We start from the raw sequence: 14,557 nt of genomic DNA on the forward strand, positions 1-14,557 counted from the left end.
ATGACCCTCAATATTCGCGATGCCGGTCCTGCGGACGAGGCGGCCTGGCGCGGCCTCTGGGGCCAATATGTCGACTTCTATCGCGCCGCCGTGCCCGAGGCGGTGACCGCCACCACCTGGTCACGCATCCTCGATCCCCTGGTTCCGGTCTTCTGCCGTCTGGCCGAGGTCGAGGGCGAGATCGCCGGCTTCGCCGTCGGTGTCGTCCATGCCCGTACCTGGTCGATCGAACCGATTCTCTATCTCGAGGATCTGTACGTCGTCCCGCGTGTTCGCGGCCGCAACATCGGCCACGCCCTCATCGAGGATTTGATGGCCCTGTGCCGCCATCACGGCTGGGGCCAGCTGTACTGGCATACCGAAGGCGACAATGCCCGCGCCCGCCGGCTCTACGACCGTTTCGCGCCCGCGGATGGCTATGTCCGCTATCGGATCGCGCCGTGAGGGGCGGGCATTGAATCCGGGTCGGGATGACGTCACCCATCGCTTCCTTCTTGAAATCCGTCGCGTCCTCCCTTGGAATGCCTGTGGCGTTGTCGGACGGCGGCGCCTTGGTTCGCGCGGCGCGCAAATGGCGGTCTTCCCGTTAAGACCATGGTCGAAGAAGTGGCCTTTTTTTGGCCGCAAATTGCACCTTAGACCATTTTGACGCGGCCCTTACGGTTGCGGCGCATCAAGGCCTGTGGTACGAGACGCCTGCTTCAGCGGGCGGGGTTCGTGTGCGCGTCTTTCGCGCCCTCCTTCGTCTTGAGATTTCAACGGCTTAGAGGTGGCCCCCATGGGGCGGCTGCCCGGGGGCAAGGGTCTTGGCAACCTCATCTTCCATCGTTGCGCAGATTGGAGGCCGCTATGCCGGCGCCCTCTTCGAGCTGTCGCGGGAACGCGGCGTCCTCGAAGCCATCGAGGGCGATCTCGCGACGGTCTCGGCGCTGATCGCCGAATCCGCCGAGCTGTCGGCCTTCATGCGCAGCCCCCTGCGCAAGCGCGACGAGCAGTCGCGCGGGATGCAGGCGCTGCTGGCGCGGGCCGGGATCGGCCCCTTCGTGACCAATTTCGTGCTGCTGATGGCGAAGAACGGGCGCCTGTTCGCGCTGTCCGCCGCCATCTCGGCCTTCAAGGACCTGCTGGCGAAGTCGCGCGGCCAGGTGACGGCCCAGGTCGTCTCGGCCGAGCCGCTGAGCTTCGAGCAGGGCGAGAAGCTGAAATCCGAATTGTCTCGCCTCGTCGGCAAGACGGTATCGATCGACGCCAAGGTCGATCAAAGCCTCCTCGGCGGCCTGATCGTGCGCGTGGGTTCGCGCCAGATCGACGGCAGCCTCAAGACCAAGCTCGACCGCCTGGCGGTCGCCATGAAGGGGAATGCATAATGGACCTCCGGGCCGCAGAGATTTCCGCAGTCCTCAAGGACCAGATCGCCAATTTCGGCGCCGAAGCCGAAACCACCGAGGTCGGTCAGGTTCTTTCCGTCGGTGACGGTGTCGCCCGTGTTTACGGCCTCGACGGCGTCCAGGCCGGCGAAATGGTCGAATTCCCCGGCGGCATCAAGGGCATGGCGCTGAACCTCGAAACCGACAACGTCGGTATCGTGATCTTCGGCGATGACCGCGCCATCAAGGAAGGCGACGTCGTCAAGCGGACCGGCACCATCGTGGACGTGCCCGTGGGCCGTGGCCTGCTCGGCCGCGTGGTCGACGGTCTCGGCAATCCGATCGACGGCAAGGGTCCGCTCGTCGACGTCACCCGTTCGCGCGTCGAAGTGAAGGCCCCGGGCATCATTCCGCGTCAGGGCGTGCACGAGCCGATGCAGACCGGCCTGAAGGCGATCGACAGCCTGGTGCCCGTCGGCCGCGGCCAGCGCGAGCTGATCATCGGCGACCGCCAGACCGGCAAGACCGCCGTCGCGATCGACACCTTCATCAACCAGAAGCCGATCAACCAGGGCACGGACGAGTCGAAGAAGCTTTATTGCATCTACGTCGCCGTCGGCCAGAAGCGTTCGACCGTCGCCCAGATCGTGAAGATGCTGGAAGACAATGGCGCGCTGGAATATTCGATCGTGGTCGCCGCGACCGCGTCCGAGCCGGCCCCGCTGCAGTTCCTGGCGCCCTACACCGGCTGCACCATGGGCGAATTCTTCCGCGACAACGGGATGCACGCCCTGATCGTCTATGACGATCTGTCCAAGCAGGCCGTCGCCTATCGCCAGATGTCGCTGCTGCTGCGCCGTCCGCCGGGCCGCGAAGCCTATCCCGGCGACGTGTTCTATCTCCACAGCCGTCTGCTGGAACGCGCCGCCAAGATGTCGGACGCCAATGGCGCCGGCTCGCTGACCGCGCTGCCGGTCATCGAGACCCAGGCCGGCGACGTGTCCGCCTATATCCCGACCAACGTGATCTCGATCACCGACGGCCAGATCTTCCTCGAGACGAACCTGTTCTATCAGGGCATCCGTCCCGCCATCAACGTCGGCCTGTCCGTGTCCCGCGTGGGTTCGGCGGCGCAGATCAAGGCGATGAAGCAGGTCGCGGGCTCGATCAAGCTGGAACTCGCGCAGTATCGCGAAATGGCCGCCTTCGCCCAGTTCGGTTCGGACCTCGACGCCGCGACCCAGCGCCTGCTGAACCGCGGTGCCCGCCTGACCGAGCTGCTGAAGCAGCCGCAGTTCAACCCGCTCCCGGTCGAGGAGCAGGTCTGCTCGATCTTCTCGGGCGTGAAGGGCTATCTCGACAAGCTGCCGGTGGCCAAGGTCGGCGCCTTCGAGAAGGCGCTGCTCGACGAGCTCCGCACCAAACATGCCGACATCCTGGCGACGATCCGCACGGAAAAGGCCCTGTCGAAGGACACGGAAGCGAAGCTGGCGGCGGTGGCCGACGCCACTGCCAAGCGTTTCGCCTGATCCGCGCAGCGTAAGGGACAGCCGCGATGGCGAGCCTGAAGGACTTGAAGCTGCGCATCAACAGCGTCAAGTCGACTCAAAAGATCACCAAGGCCATGAAGATGGTCGCGGCGTCCAAACTGCGCCGTGCGCAGGAGGCCGCCGAGGCTGCCCGCCCCTATGCCGCGAGCATGGAGCAGGTGCTGGCCTCGCTGTCGGCGGGCATCACCCTGACCGAGGACATGCCGAAGCTGCTGACCGGCACGGGCAAGGACGACGTGCATCTGCTCGTCGTCGCCACGGCGGAACGCGGTCTCTGCGGCGGCTTCAACTCGTCGATCGTGCGTCTGGCGCGTCAGCGCATCCAGGCCCTGATCGCCGAAGGCAAGACGGTGAAGATCCTCTGTGTCGGCCGCAAGGGCCGCGACGCCCTGCGCCGCGACTATGCCAAGCTGATCATCGAGACGATCGAAGTGACCGGCGGCATCCGCAAGCAGGGTTTCCCCATCGCGGGCCGTATCGCGGACCGGCTCTTCGCCCTCTATGAGGCCGGCGAGTTCGATGTCGCGACCGTGTTCTATGCCCAGTTCAAGAGTGCGATCGCCCAGATCCCGACCGCCCAGCAGATCATTCCGGCCGCGCTGCCGGAAGGCGATGCCGGCGGCCCGGACCTGAAGGGTGCGATCTTCACCTTCGAGCCGGGTGAAGAGGAACTGCTCGAAGCCCTGCTGCCGCGTAACGTGGCGGTGCAGATCTATCGCGCGCTCCTCGAAAACGCGGCCTCGGAAGAAGGCTCGCGCATGAGCGCCATGGACAATGCGACCCGCAACGCGGGCGACATGATCAATCGTCTGACGCTGACCTACAACCGGACGCGTCAGGCTGCGATCACCAAGGAACTGATCGAAATTATCTCGGGCGCCGAGGCGCTCTGAGGCTGGAATAGGAAGAGGCGGAAATGGCAACGCAGGGACGCATTACCCAGGTCATCGGCGCGGTGGTGGACGTCGAGTTCGACGATCACCTGCCGGCGATCCTGAACGCGCTCGAGACCAACAACCAGGGCAACCGCCTGGTGCTGGAAGTCGCGCAGCACCTCGGTCAGTCCTCGGTGCGCTGCATCGCGATGGACACGACTGACGGTCTGGTGCGCGGTCTGCCGGTCACCGACACCGGCGCGGCGATCACCGTGCCGGTCGGCCCGGAAGTGCTCGGCCGCATCCTGAACGTGATCGGCGAGCCGATCGACGAGCGCGGCCCCATCGGCAACAAGCTGAGCGCGCCCATCCACGCGGTGGCCCCACCCTTCACCGAACAGTCGACCGAGAGCCAGGTTCTCGTCACCGGCATCAAGGTCGTCGATCTGCTCGCGCCTTATGCCCGCGGCGGCAAGATCGGCCTGTTCGGCGGCGCCGGCGTCGGCAAGACGGTGCTCATCCAGGAGCTGATCAACAATATCGCGAAGGCTCACGGCGGCTTCTCGGTCTTCGCCGGCGTCGGCGAGCGCACCCGCGAAGGTAACGACCTGTACCACGAATTCGTCGAAGCCAAGGTCATCGACCTCGAAGGCTCGGGCTCCAAGGTGGCCCTCGTCTACGGTCAGATGAACGAGCCGCCGGGCGCCCGCGCCCGCGTCGCCCTGACCGGCCTGACCATGGCGGAATATTTCCGCGACGAGCAGGGCCAGGACGTGCTGTTCTTCGTCGACAACATCTTCCGCTTCACCCAGGCGGGTTCGGAAGTGTCGGCGCTGCTCGGCCGTATTCCTTCGGCGGTGGGCTATCAGCCGACCCTCGCGACGGAAATGGGCAACCTGCAGGAGCGCATCACCACGACGTCGAAGGGCTCGATCACCTCGGTGCAGGCGATTTACGTGCCGGCCGACGACTTGACCGACCCGGCGCCCGCGACCTCCTTCGCCCACTTGGACGCGACGACCGTGCTGTCGCGCCAGATCGCCGAGCTGGGCATCTACCCGGCGGTGGACCCGCTCGACTCGACCTCGCGCATTCTCGATCCGCGCGTCGTCGGCCAGGAGCACTACGACACGGCCCGCAAGGTGCAGTCGATCCTGCAGCAGTACAAGTCGCTGCAGGACATCATCGCGATCCTGGGCATGGACGAGTTGTCGGAAGAAGACAAGCTGACCGTCGCCCGCGCCCGCAAGATCCAGCGCTTCCTGTCGCAGCCGTTCCATGTGGCGGAAATCTTCACCGGCGCCCCCGGCAAGCTCGTGGCCCTCGCGGACACCATCAAGGGCTTCAAGGCGATCGCCGCCGGTGAATACGACCACCTGCCGGAAGCCGCCTTCTACATGGTCGGCACCATCGAGGAAGCGGTCGAAAAGGCCAAGAAGCTGGCGGCCGAGGCCGCCTGAGGATAGGCAGAGACAATGGCCGACAAGGTACATTTCGAGCTGGTCAGTCCGGAGCGGCGCCTGTTCTCGGCCGATGTCGAGATGGTCGTCGTGCCGGGCAGCGAAGGCGACTTCGCTGTCCTGCCGGACCACGCCCCCTTCGTCGCCCTGCTGCGCGCGGGCGTCGTCGAGGTGCATGACGCCGGCAAGACCTCCGCCCGCCTCTTCGTGCGGGGCGGCTTCGCCCAGGTCACGCCCGCCGGCCTGACCGTCCTCGCCGAGGAAGCGATCGACCTCGCCGTGGCGACCAAGGACGTGCTCGCCGCACGCCTCGCCGACGCCGAAGCCAATCTCGCCGCGGCGGCCGACGATGCCCAGCGCATCCTGGCCGAATCCCAGGTCACGGCCTTCCGCCAGGTGCTGGAAGCCGCCTGACCGGCGATACAAACTTGCGATTGAAACGGCGGTCGGGCCTCCTGACCGCCGTTTTGCTATGCAACAGGGTGTCACTTGCGTGACACCGAAAGCTCTCCTATACCGGGGTTTCGATGAAATCCTGTGCTATCATGCGCGGGTTGCGTAAGTGACAGCAGGAGAGATCTGGCATGAGCCGTCACTGGGGATTGGACGATATCGGATGGGACAAGTTCGACCCGGCCAAGATCGACCCGGACATGGTCATGGCCGTGAAGACCGCCAGCCTCGTCGAGGCTAATTCCGAAGATTACGTCGCCTATCTGCTCAACGTCTTCCGCGCCGAAACCTGGCTGCACGAACCCATCCGCAAATGGGGGCGGGAAGAACGGCTGCATGGTCAGGCGCTGGCCGCCTGGGCCAGCAAGGCCGATCCGACCTTCAATTTCGAGGAGCGGCTGGCCCGTTTCCGCGAAGGCTACCGCCTGCCGCTCGACGTCACGGATTCCGTCCGGGGCTCACGCGCCGGCGAATTGCTGGCGCGTTGCGTCGTCGAATGCGGCACGTCCAGCTATTATTCGGCGATCCGCGACGCGACCGAGGAGCCGGCGCTGAAGCAGATCAGCCATCTGATCGCCGGTGACGAATTCCGTCATTTCAAGCTGTTCTACGACACGCTGAAAGCCTTCGATCCCAAGGACAGCCTCGGCCTTTTCGCCAAGCTGAAGGTCGCCATCGGCCGGGTGAACGAGACCGAGGACGACGAACTGGCCTACGCCTATCACTGCGCCAATTTCGCTCCCGACGCGCCCTACGAGCGTGAGAAATGCATGATGGCCTATAGTCGCCGGGCCTATCGCAATTACCGCTATGGCCATCTGGCGCGGGCGATCTCGATGATCCTGAAGGCGATCGGCCTTGCACCGCACGGCCTGCTTGCCCAGATCGCCCAGCGCGGCGCCTGGTGGCTGATGGCGAAGCGGAACCGCCGGCTGGAGCGCATGGCGGCCTGATCCGGGCACTGTGGGCCTCGAAGCAAGGTTTGACGAAACGGAATAGTGCGCCCGGCCTGCCGGGCGGACCATGGCACATCGCGTTTTCGAGGTTGCGCCATGTCAGATCGTGCTTTCCCCCAGCCGCAGGATGCCGCGGCCATTCCGCGCTATGCCGGCCTGCCGACCTTCATGCGCCTGCCGATGCTGACCGATCCGACGCAGGTCGACATCGCCCTGGTCGGCGTGCCCTTCGATGGGGGCACCACCAACCGGGCCGGCGCGCGCCACGGGCCGCGGGAAATGCGCAATGCCTCCGCCTTCATGCGCAAGATCCATCATGTGACCGGCGTCGCGCCCTATGACCGGGCACGGGTGGCCGATCTCGGCGATTCGCCGGTCAATCCCATCGACCTGATGGATTCGCTGCGCCTGATCACCGAATTCTTCGACGGCCTGAAGCAGGGCGGCTGCATCCCGATCACGGCGGGCGGCGATCATCTGATCTCGCTGCCGATCCTGCGCGCGCTGGCGGCCGACGGGCCGGTAGGCATGATCCATTTCGACGCCCATTCCGACACCAACGACCGCTATTTCGGCGACAATCTCTATACCCACGGCACGCCCTTCCGCCGCGCGGTCGAGGAGGGGCTGCTGGACCCCAAGCGCGTCGTCCAGATCGGCATCCGCGGCTCGATCTACGATCCCTCGGACCTCGACTTCGCCCGCGCCGCCGGCTTCCGCGTCATCTTCATCGAGGAATTCATCAAGCGGACCGCCGAGGACATCATCGCCGAGGCGCGGGATATCGTCGGCGCCGGCCGGACCTATGTCTCCTTCGATGTCGATTCGATCGACCCGGCCCAGGCGCCGGGCACCGGCACGCCGGAAATCGGCGGCTTCTCGACCTTCGAGGCCCAGCGCATGGTGCGCGGCCTCGCCGGGCTCGACATCATCGGCGCCGATGTGGTCGAGGTCTCGCCGCCCTTCGATGTCTCCAACATGACTTCGCTGCTCGGCGCGACCCTGATGTTCGAGCTGCTCTGCGTCATCGCCGCCGGCATCAAGGGCTGACCATGGCCAATGCTTACGACCGGGGGCGCCTCGATCTGCCGTTCACCGGCTTCTGCACCTTCGCCAAGGCGCCGATCTGTCCCGACTGGGATGCGATCGACGCAACTGTGGCGGTGCTGGGCGCGCCGCTCGACATGGGCACGCAGTGGCGGGCCGGGGCGCGCTTCGGGCCGCGGGCGATTCGCGAGGCTTCGACCCTGTTCTCCTTCGGCCATGACGGCGCCTATGATTTCGAGGACGACGTCACCTATCTGACGGCGGATCAGGGCCGCATCGTCGATATCGGCGACGCCGACATCGTGCACACCGACCAGATCCGCTCCCTCGCCAATATCGAGTTCGGCGTGCGCAAGATCCTGGCGGCCGGGGCGATTCCCGTCGTGCTGGGCGGCGATCACTCGGTGAACATCGGCTGCATCAATGCCTTCGAGGGCGAGGCGCCGTTCCATGTCGTCCATATCGACGCCCATCTCGATTTCGTCGACGAGCGCCACGGCGTCCGCTTCGGCCATGGCAATCCCTTGCGCCGCGCGGCGGAGAAACCCTGGGTCTCGGGCCTGACCCAGCTCGGCATCCGCAATGTCTCCTCGACCAACCGGCAGGGCTATGAGGATGCGCGGGCCATGGGCTCGGACATTCTCTCGGTGCGGCAGGTGCGGAAACTGGGGCTGGACGCGGTGATCGCGCGTATTCCCGCCGGCGCCCGCTATTATTTCACCATCGACATCGACGGTTTCGACCCGTCGATCGCGCCGGGCACCGGCACGCCCTCTCACGGTGGCTTCCTCTATTACGAGGTGCTGGAGTTGCTGGAGGCGCTGGCGAAGCGGGGGCAGGTGATCGGCATCGACCTGGTCGAGGTCGCGCCCGACTATGATCACACGGGCGGCACGGCGATCCTCGCCGCCCAGCTGTTGATGAATGTGATCGGCCGGGTGCTCCATCACCGAAGGTGATCGAGGGGACATGACGGCGCCGCCGCCATCCGTTAATTTGCCGTCCATGAATGTGGACAATATCGACCTGCGTCTGCTGCGCGTCTTTCACGCCCTCGCCGAGCACGGCGGTTTCGCTGGGGCGCAGGCGGAGCTGGGCCTGACGCCCTCCACCCTGTCGATCCATCTCTCCAACCTTGAACAGCGCCTCGGCATGGTGCTGTGCGAGCGCGGCCGGGGCGGCTTCCGCCTGACCGAGAAGGGCGAACACGTCCATGTCGCGACCAAGCGCATGTTCGCCGCCCTCGAAGATTTCCGGGCCGAGACGGCGGCGCTGCGCGGGATGCTGATGGGCGAACTCGCCATCGGCCTCGCCGATTCGACGGTGACCGATCCCCGCTCGCCCATCGCCGGCGCGATCCGCCGCTTCGAGTCGCGCCAGAACGACGTGCACCTGCGCCTGACGGTGGACCGGCCGGCCGGCCTCAACCATGCCCTGCTCGACGGGCGGCTGAACCTCGCGGTCGGCATTTTTCCCCATCATGTCGCCGGGGTGGACTACGAGACGCTCTATGCCGAACGCAGCCTGCTCTATTGCGGGGCTGGGCACGACTTCTTCGGGCGCGGTGGGATCGAGGCGGAAGAGGTCGGCAAGGCCCGCTTCGTCGGCCGGGCCTATAGTCTGGAGCGCGACCTCGACGCCATCGGCGCCGCCCGCCACAAGGCCAGCGTCGAGAACATGGAGGCCGAGGCCCATCTGATCCTGTCGGGCTGCTACATCGGCTTCCTGCCCGAGCATTTCGCCGCCGGTTTCGTCGCCGCCGGCCGGATGCAGGCGGTCGACGCGGAACGCTTCACCCTGATGTCCGATGTCGCCCTGGCCATGCCCTCGGCCGGCAAGCCCAACGCCGTCGTCCGCCTGTTCCGCGAAGAGCTTCGCAAGGCCAACGCGGAGGCGTGAACGAAAAGCCCTCTTCTCCGGGGAGGAGAGGAAGAAGAGGCCCCCCTCAGCCGGCGGTGAACTGCCGGTTCACGGCGCCGAGGATGGCCATGGCGGTTTCGACCGCGGTCTCGATCGGCGCGGCATAGCCGGAGCGGACCCAGCCCAGCGCGATCTGCACGACGGCGCCCACCAGACCGTCGGCGAAGAGTTCGAGATCGAGGCCGAGGTCGCGGGCCTTTTCCGTCGCATCGGGCGCGAAGCGCAGCACGGCGAAGGAAGCGGCGCGGATCGTGTCCCAATAGATGCGGTCGACCGCCGGGCTGACGCCGAGGATTTCGACGAGAAAGACCCGGGCCTCGTTCGGATTGTCGCGCAGCAGGGCGTAATAGGTCGTCAGCGTGGTGCGGGCGACGGTCGCCATGTCGTGGCGGGGCAGGGCCGTGATCGCCGCCGTGATCTCGCCGGTCAGCTGCTCCATCACCGCGAGATAGGCGGCGGCCAGCAGGGCCTCGCCATTCTCGAAACTCTCGTAGAAATAGCGCTCGGTCAGGCCGGCCTCGGCGCAGATCGCCTTCACCGTCGCGCCGTGATAGCCGACGGCGCCGTAAACCTTCATCGCCGCATCCAGCAGCTTCTGCCGCCGTTCGGCGCGGCGTTCCTCGTTGCTGGCGCCCTTGTAGGTCCGGCGCCTGTCCATGATCGCATCCATGAAATGGATATTGACATCGCTCGTTGTCAGATGCAATGTCGATATTGACATGAGGCGTTGTCAGATATGCGCCCGCCGGAGGAGATCACGATGACTGCAGCCCTGCGCCACCCGCTGGAAACCAAGCCCGACCATGACGTCGCCATCATCGGCACCGGCTTTTCCGGCATCGGCATGGCGATCGCGATGAAGAAGGCGGGCATGTCGGACTTCGTCGTCCTCGAGAAGGCGGACAAGATCGGCGGCACCTGGCGCGACAATCACTATCCGGGCTGCGCCTGCGACGTGCAGAGCCACCTCTATTCCTTCTCGTTCGAGCCCAATCCCGACTGGTCGCGCATGTATTCGCCCCAGCCGGAAATCCGCGCCTATATCGAGCGGACGGCGCAGAAATACGGCGTGACGCCCCACATCCGCTATGGCGTAACCCTGACCGGCGCCCATTTCGACGAGGATGCGGGCCTGTGGCGCCTGACCACGGCCGATGGCAAGACGATCACGGCGCGGGCCGTGGTTTCCGGCATGGGCGCCCTGTCGATCCCGGCCTATCCGAACATCAAGGGTCGCGAGAGCTTCAAGGGCAAGACCTTCCATTCGCAGAACTGGGACCACGCCTATGACCTGAAGGGCAAGCGGGTCGCGGTGATCGGCACCGGCGCCAGCGCCATCCAGTTCGTGCCGGCGATCGCGCCCCATGCCGGCAAGGTCTCGCTGTTCCAGCGCACCGCCCCCTGGGTGATGCCGAAGCCCGACCGCGCCATCGGCACGCTGGAGCGGGCGGCCAACCGCTACATCCCCGGCTTCCAGCGCGCCTTCCGCGAGGCGATCTACTGGTATCTGGAGGCCCGGGTGTTCGGCTTCGTCGTGAAGCCCAGTCTGATGACCAAGATGGAAGGCCTCGCCCGGCGCTATATCGCCAAGCAGATCAAGGACCCGGTGCTGCGCGCCAAGGTGACGCCCGATTACACCATCGGCTGCAAGCGCGTGCTGCTGTCCAACGACTATTACCAGGCGCTGGCCCGGCCGAATGTCGACGTGATCACCACGGGCATCCGCGAGATCACCGAGACCGGCGTCGTCACCGAGGACGGCCAGCTGCACGAGGTTGACGCCATCATCTATGGCACCGGCTTCAAGGCGACCGACATGCTTTCGGGCTTCTCGATCACCGGCCTCAAGGGCGAGGACCTGAACCGGCGCTGGAAGGAGACCGGGGCGCAGGCCTATCTCGGCACCACGGTGTCGGGCTTCCCCAATCTCTATTTCCTGATGGGGCCGAACACCGGCCTCGGCCATTCCTCGATGGTCTATATGATCGAGAGTCAGATCCATTATGTGATGGAAGCCCTGAAGCTGATGAAGGCCAGGGACTACAATCACCTCGACGTGAAGCCCGAGGTGCAGGCCGCCTTCAACAGGACGCTCGCCGGCAAGCTGGACGGCACGGTGTGGAACAATGGCGGCTGCCTGTCGTGGTACCGCGATGAACAGGGCCGCAACGTCACCCTGTGGCCGGACTTCACCTTCCGCTTCGGCCGGGCCACGGCGAGGCTTAACCCGGCCGACTACGAGGCGACGCCGGCTACGGCGATCGCGGCCCGGCGTGGCTCCCCGACCAGGGTGGCGGCGGAATAGCGCGCGTCACCCCTTGAAATTCTGTCCCGGCGGGGCAAGCTGAATCGCGTCATGTCGCGTCATCCTGCCCCGCCCCCATGTCCCTGACGGATCGAGACCCGGTCGAAGGTCTCGACCGCTGGCGCGCCCTCTTCGTCGCCATGAACCGGCGCGAAACCTGGCATCGCCGTATCACGGCCGGCATCGTCGGTGGTCTTTGGCTGCTTTACGGCGCCGGTGTCGTCCTGACCATGGATGCCAGCACGGGCGTCGGTGCCTTCCTTGGCGCCGCCGGGCTGCTGGTCGGTCTGATGCCGGCGATGCTGCTGACCGGCGGTCTGTTGCTTTCACGCGGCTGGCTGGCCCGGCGTGCCGCTCTCAACCTGCTGGGTCTGCGGCGAACCCCCGCTCGTGATGCCTTCGAGCCGCAGTTGCCGGTCGTCCAGGCGCTGGTCGCCGACATGGATCGTCTGACGTTCGAGACCGACGAGCGGAGACGTCTGGAAAGCCGCTTCGACCGGCTGGCCGGGGTGCTCGCCGCGCTCCAGCATCTCGGGGCGGAAAGCGACCGCGCCCATGCCCGCGAGCTTGCGGCGCAGGTCCCGGGGACTTTGCGTGAAATGACGGAAATCCGCCGTCGCGCCCTTGGCCGCAATATCGCCGGCAGCCTGCCCGCCAGCGTTTCGCCCAGCCTCCTCAGCGGCGACGGGGCGGCGGTGCCGGCGTTGGTCGTGCCTTCGCGCGACAGGCTGGAGGCGGTACTTGGCCGGGCCGGCCAGTCTGACAGCGCGGCAAGTCTCGCCGCCGCGCGCCGCGCCCGTGACAGCGCCGAACGCGCGCTGGCGGCCTTGCGCGGTGACATCGGGCTGACCTTGCGCACCCGCGACCTGCTCGACGGGTTGGCCGCAGAGCTCGAGGTGGCGCTCGGGCGGGAGGCATCGGGCACGACAGCGGATCCTGGGCTGCGTCTCGAGGTCGAGGAGCGCCTGATGAAGGCGCGTCGCGGCGAAGCCTGAGTTCAGGGCCGCGCGGCCATCATGTCGAGGAGGGCATGGGCGGGCATCGGACGGGCGAGACCGTAGCCCTGACCGTGATGGCAGCCGTGATCCCGGGTCCAGGCCGCTTCCGCTTCCGTCTCGATCCCTTCGGCGACCACGGTCAGGCGCATGGCGTGGGCGAGGTCGATGATCCGCTCCAGCAGGCAGGCGGTATCGGGATCGGCCAGCCGCATGACAAAGGAACGGTCGATCTTCACCTTGTCGAAGGGCAGGTCGCGCAACTGGTGCAAATTGGCGTAGCCCGTGCCGAAATCGTCGAGGGCAAAATGAATGCCGGCCCGGCGCAGCCTCTGAATGCTCTGGCGCGCCGCTTCCACTTCCGCCAGCAGGGCGCTTTCCGTGATTTCGATTTCCAGTCGATCCGGCGGCAGGCCGACGCTGTCGAGGATGGCCAGGATGCGTTGGGCGGTATCGGGGTCGTGAAGCTGCAGCGGTGACAGATTGACGGCGACCGGGACGGTCGGCGGCCAGCGCACGGCTTCCTCCGCGGCGCTGCGCAGGACCTGCCCGAAGAGATCGCCGATCAGCCCGAGGTCTTCGGCGATCGGAATGAAGACCGCTGGCGGTATCAGGCCATGGTCCGGTCGCTGCCAGCGGGCCAGGGCCTCGACACAGACCAGATGCCGGGACTGAAGGTCGAAGATCGGCTGAAAATGGGTGACGATCTCGCCCCGCGCGATGCCGCTGCGCAGTGCCCGCTCGGTTTCACGCTGCTCGTGCAGGGCCTGATGGTGCGTGGCGTCGAACAGGGCGTAGGTGTTGCGCCCGGCCGCCTTGGCCCGATAGAGGGCGCTTTCCGCCCGCTGCAACAGGATTTCGCCGCTTTCGCCGTCGCCAGGATAAAGCGCGATGCCGATGCTGACCGTCACCTTGGCCGATAGGCCGGTGCGGTGAATCGGCAGGCCGAGCACGCCCAGCGCGCGCCGGGCGAGGCGGATGATGTCGTCGTCGTCCCGCAGGGGGCCGGCCAGCAGGGCGAATTCGTCCCCGCCGATATGGGCGGCGCGGTCACTCGGGCCGCGGAGGCTGCGCAGCCGATCGGCGATCTGCTGCAGGACCTTGTCGCCGGCAGCCTGGCCCAGGCTGTCGTTCACCACCTTGAAATGGTCGATGTCGAGGATCATCACCACGAGGCGGCCGTCCTCAGGCGCGACGGCGGACAAACGCGCTGCGATATCCTCCTGAAATCCCTGCCGATTGGCGAGGCCGGTCAATGTATCGTAGCGGGCGAGGGCATGGGCCCGCGCTTCGGCTTTCCGATGTTCAGCCTGGGCCCGCCGCACGTCCTTGTTGCGCACGATCAGCACGGCCATCAAGGCGAAGGACAGCACGCTGAAGGTCGTGAAGATCTCGTCGATCTCCCAATGTTCGTGCGCCCGGCTCCACCGATAAAGCAGATCGAAGGCTCCGATGTGGGTGAGGACCGCCTGTGCGACCGCCGTGCCCGCGAAAATCAGGGCATAGATCGGACGAATTTTAAGGGCGGTGACGAATCGGGGTAGCAGCTTCATCGGTACCATCGCCAATTTCGGCGTATTGATTGGTTTGGGATACCGGTATGCCACTTCAGTGGCTTCCTTCCTCTGT

Annotated in this window: 14 protein-coding genes; 12 read left to right on the forward strand and 2 right to left on the reverse strand. The window is 66.1% G+C overall.

All coding sequences use genetic code 11. From position 1 onward, the window contains the following. The 10 genes from DKG74_RS09125 to DKG74_RS09170 all read left to right on the forward strand — a co-directional run bounded on the left by DKG74_RS09125 (position 1) and on the right by DKG74_RS09170 (position 9,607). Complete coding sequence (locus tag DKG74_RS09125; protein ID WP_109904934.1) at positions 1 to 444, forward strand: GNAT family N-acetyltransferase; 444 nt, start codon at positions 1 to 3, stop codon at positions 442 to 444. A 362-nt stretch (positions 445 to 806) separates the two neighbouring features. Further along, complete coding sequence (locus DKG74_RS09130; protein ID WP_243404076.1) at positions 807 to 1,367, forward strand: F0F1 ATP synthase subunit delta; 561 nt, start codon at positions 807 to 809, stop codon at positions 1,365 to 1,367. Continuing rightward, a complete protein-coding gene (atpA, locus tag DKG74_RS09135; RefSeq protein WP_109904936.1) occupies positions 1,367 to 2,896 on the forward strand; it encodes a F0F1 ATP synthase subunit alpha in 1,530 nt (509 codons plus the stop codon). Before DKG74_RS09130 ends, atpA begins: the two co-directional genes overlap by 1 nt. A gap of 26 nt (positions 2,897 to 2,922) precedes the next feature. After that, positions 2,923 to 3,810 carry a F0F1 ATP synthase subunit gamma gene (locus DKG74_RS09140; RefSeq protein WP_109904938.1) on the forward strand — a complete coding sequence of 296 codons (888 nt, stop codon included), beginning with the start codon at positions 2,923 to 2,925 and terminating at the stop codon, positions 3,808 to 3,810. 23 nt (positions 3,811 to 3,833) lie between these two features. Further along, on the forward strand, positions 3,834 to 5,252 hold the full coding sequence (gene atpD / locus DKG74_RS09145; RefSeq protein WP_109904940.1) for a F0F1 ATP synthase subunit beta: 1,419 nt from the start codon (positions 3,834 to 3,836) through the stop codon (positions 5,250 to 5,252). Positions 5,253 to 5,267: 15 nt separating this feature from the next. Further along, positions 5,268 to 5,666 carry a F0F1 ATP synthase subunit epsilon gene (locus tag DKG74_RS09150; RefSeq protein ID WP_109904942.1) on the forward strand — a complete coding sequence of 133 codons (399 nt, stop codon included), beginning with the start codon at positions 5,268 to 5,270 and terminating at the stop codon, positions 5,664 to 5,666. A 170-nt stretch (positions 5,667 to 5,836) separates the two neighbouring features. Beyond that, on the forward strand, positions 5,837 to 6,658 hold the full coding sequence (locus tag DKG74_RS09155) for a ferritin-like domain-containing protein (RefSeq protein ID WP_109904944.1): 822 nt from the start codon (positions 5,837 to 5,839) through the stop codon (positions 6,656 to 6,658). A gap of 99 nt (positions 6,659 to 6,757) precedes the next feature. Next, positions 6,758 to 7,711, forward strand: a complete 954-nt coding sequence (gene speB, locus DKG74_RS09160) for an agmatinase (protein ID WP_109904946.1) — start codon at positions 6,758 to 6,760, stop codon at positions 7,709 to 7,711. Between the two features lie 2 nt (positions 7,712 to 7,713). Further along, on the forward strand, positions 7,714 to 8,667 hold the full coding sequence (gene speB, locus DKG74_RS09165; protein WP_109904948.1) for an agmatinase: 954 nt from the start codon (positions 7,714 to 7,716) through the stop codon (positions 8,665 to 8,667). 46 nt (positions 8,668 to 8,713) lie between these two features. Further along, the gene (locus tag DKG74_RS09170; protein ID WP_165837607.1) at positions 8,714 to 9,607 is read left to right on the forward strand and encodes a LysR family transcriptional regulator; all 894 of its coding nucleotides are present in this window, start codon (positions 8,714 to 8,716) and stop codon (positions 9,605 to 9,607) included. Positions 9,608 to 9,653: 46 nt separating this feature from the next. Here DKG74_RS09170 and DKG74_RS09175 read toward each other — a convergent pair whose 3' ends face one another. Further along, a complete protein-coding gene (locus DKG74_RS09175) occupies positions 9,654 to 10,286 on the reverse strand; it encodes a TetR/AcrR family transcriptional regulator (protein ID WP_207779302.1) in 633 nt (210 codons plus the stop codon). Between the two features lie 102 nt (positions 10,287 to 10,388). Here DKG74_RS09175 and DKG74_RS09180 point away from each other — a divergent pair, with 102 nt between their 5' ends. Then, positions 10,389 to 11,933, forward strand: a complete 1,545-nt coding sequence (locus DKG74_RS09180; protein WP_207779303.1) for a flavin-containing monooxygenase — start codon at positions 10,389 to 10,391, stop codon at positions 11,931 to 11,933. Between the two features lie 77 nt (positions 11,934 to 12,010). Continuing rightward, positions 12,011 to 12,928 carry a hypothetical protein gene (locus tag DKG74_RS09185; protein ID WP_109904954.1) on the forward strand — a complete coding sequence of 306 codons (918 nt, stop codon included), beginning with the start codon at positions 12,011 to 12,013 and terminating at the stop codon, positions 12,926 to 12,928. A 2-nt stretch (positions 12,929 to 12,930) separates the two neighbouring features. Here DKG74_RS09185 and DKG74_RS09190 read toward each other — a convergent pair whose 3' ends face one another. Beyond that, positions 12,931 to 14,481, reverse strand: coding sequence for a putative bifunctional diguanylate cyclase/phosphodiesterase (locus DKG74_RS09190; protein WP_165837608.1), 1,551 nt, complete (start codon positions 14,479 to 14,481; stop codon positions 12,931 to 12,933). Positions 14,482 to 14,557: the final 76 nt, after the last annotated feature.

The sequence above is a fragment of the Zavarzinia aquatilis genome (genome assembly GCF_003173035.1).
In the GTDB taxonomy this organism is placed as follows: Bacteria; Pseudomonadota; Alphaproteobacteria; order Zavarziniales; family Zavarziniaceae; genus Zavarzinia; species Zavarzinia aquatilis.

Excerpts from the sequence above, each read along its gene's own strand:
- DKG74_RS09125 (WP_109904934.1), top strand. The coding sequence starts at position 1 with ATGACCCTCAATATTCGCGATGCCGGTCCTGCGGACGAGGCGGCCTGG.
- atpA (WP_109904936.1), top strand. The coding sequence starts at position 1,367 with ATGGACCTCCGGGCCGCAGAGATTTCCGCAGTCCTCAAGGACCAGATC.
- DKG74_RS09140 (WP_109904938.1), top strand. The coding sequence starts at position 2,923 with ATGGCGAGCCTGAAGGACTTGAAGCTGCGCATCAACAGCGTCAAGTCG.
- atpD (WP_109904940.1), top strand. The coding sequence starts at position 3,834 with ATGGCAACGCAGGGACGCATTACCCAGGTCATCGGCGCGGTGGTGGAC.
- DKG74_RS09150 (WP_109904942.1), top strand. The coding sequence starts at position 5,268 with ATGGCCGACAAGGTACATTTCGAGCTGGTCAGTCCGGAGCGGCGCCTG.
- DKG74_RS09155 (WP_109904944.1), top strand. The coding sequence starts at position 5,837 with ATGAGCCGTCACTGGGGATTGGACGATATCGGATGGGACAAGTTCGAC.
- speB (WP_109904946.1), top strand. The coding sequence starts at position 6,758 with ATGTCAGATCGTGCTTTCCCCCAGCCGCAGGATGCCGCGGCCATTCCG.
- speB (WP_109904948.1), top strand. The coding sequence starts at position 7,714 with ATGGCCAATGCTTACGACCGGGGGCGCCTCGATCTGCCGTTCACCGGC.
- DKG74_RS09170 (WP_165837607.1), top strand. The coding sequence starts at position 8,714 with ATGAATGTGGACAATATCGACCTGCGTCTGCTGCGCGTCTTTCACGCC.
- DKG74_RS09175 (WP_207779302.1), bottom strand. The coding sequence starts at position 10,286 with ATGGACAGGCGCCGGACCTACAAGGGCGCCAGCAACGAGGAACGCCGC.
- DKG74_RS09180 (WP_207779303.1), top strand. The coding sequence starts at position 10,389 with ATGACTGCAGCCCTGCGCCACCCGCTGGAAACCAAGCCCGACCATGAC.
- DKG74_RS09185 (WP_109904954.1), top strand. The coding sequence starts at position 12,011 with ATGTCCCTGACGGATCGAGACCCGGTCGAAGGTCTCGACCGCTGGCGC.
- DKG74_RS09190 (WP_165837608.1), bottom strand. The coding sequence starts at position 14,481 with ATGAAGCTGCTACCCCGATTCGTCACCGCCCTTAAAATTCGTCCGATC.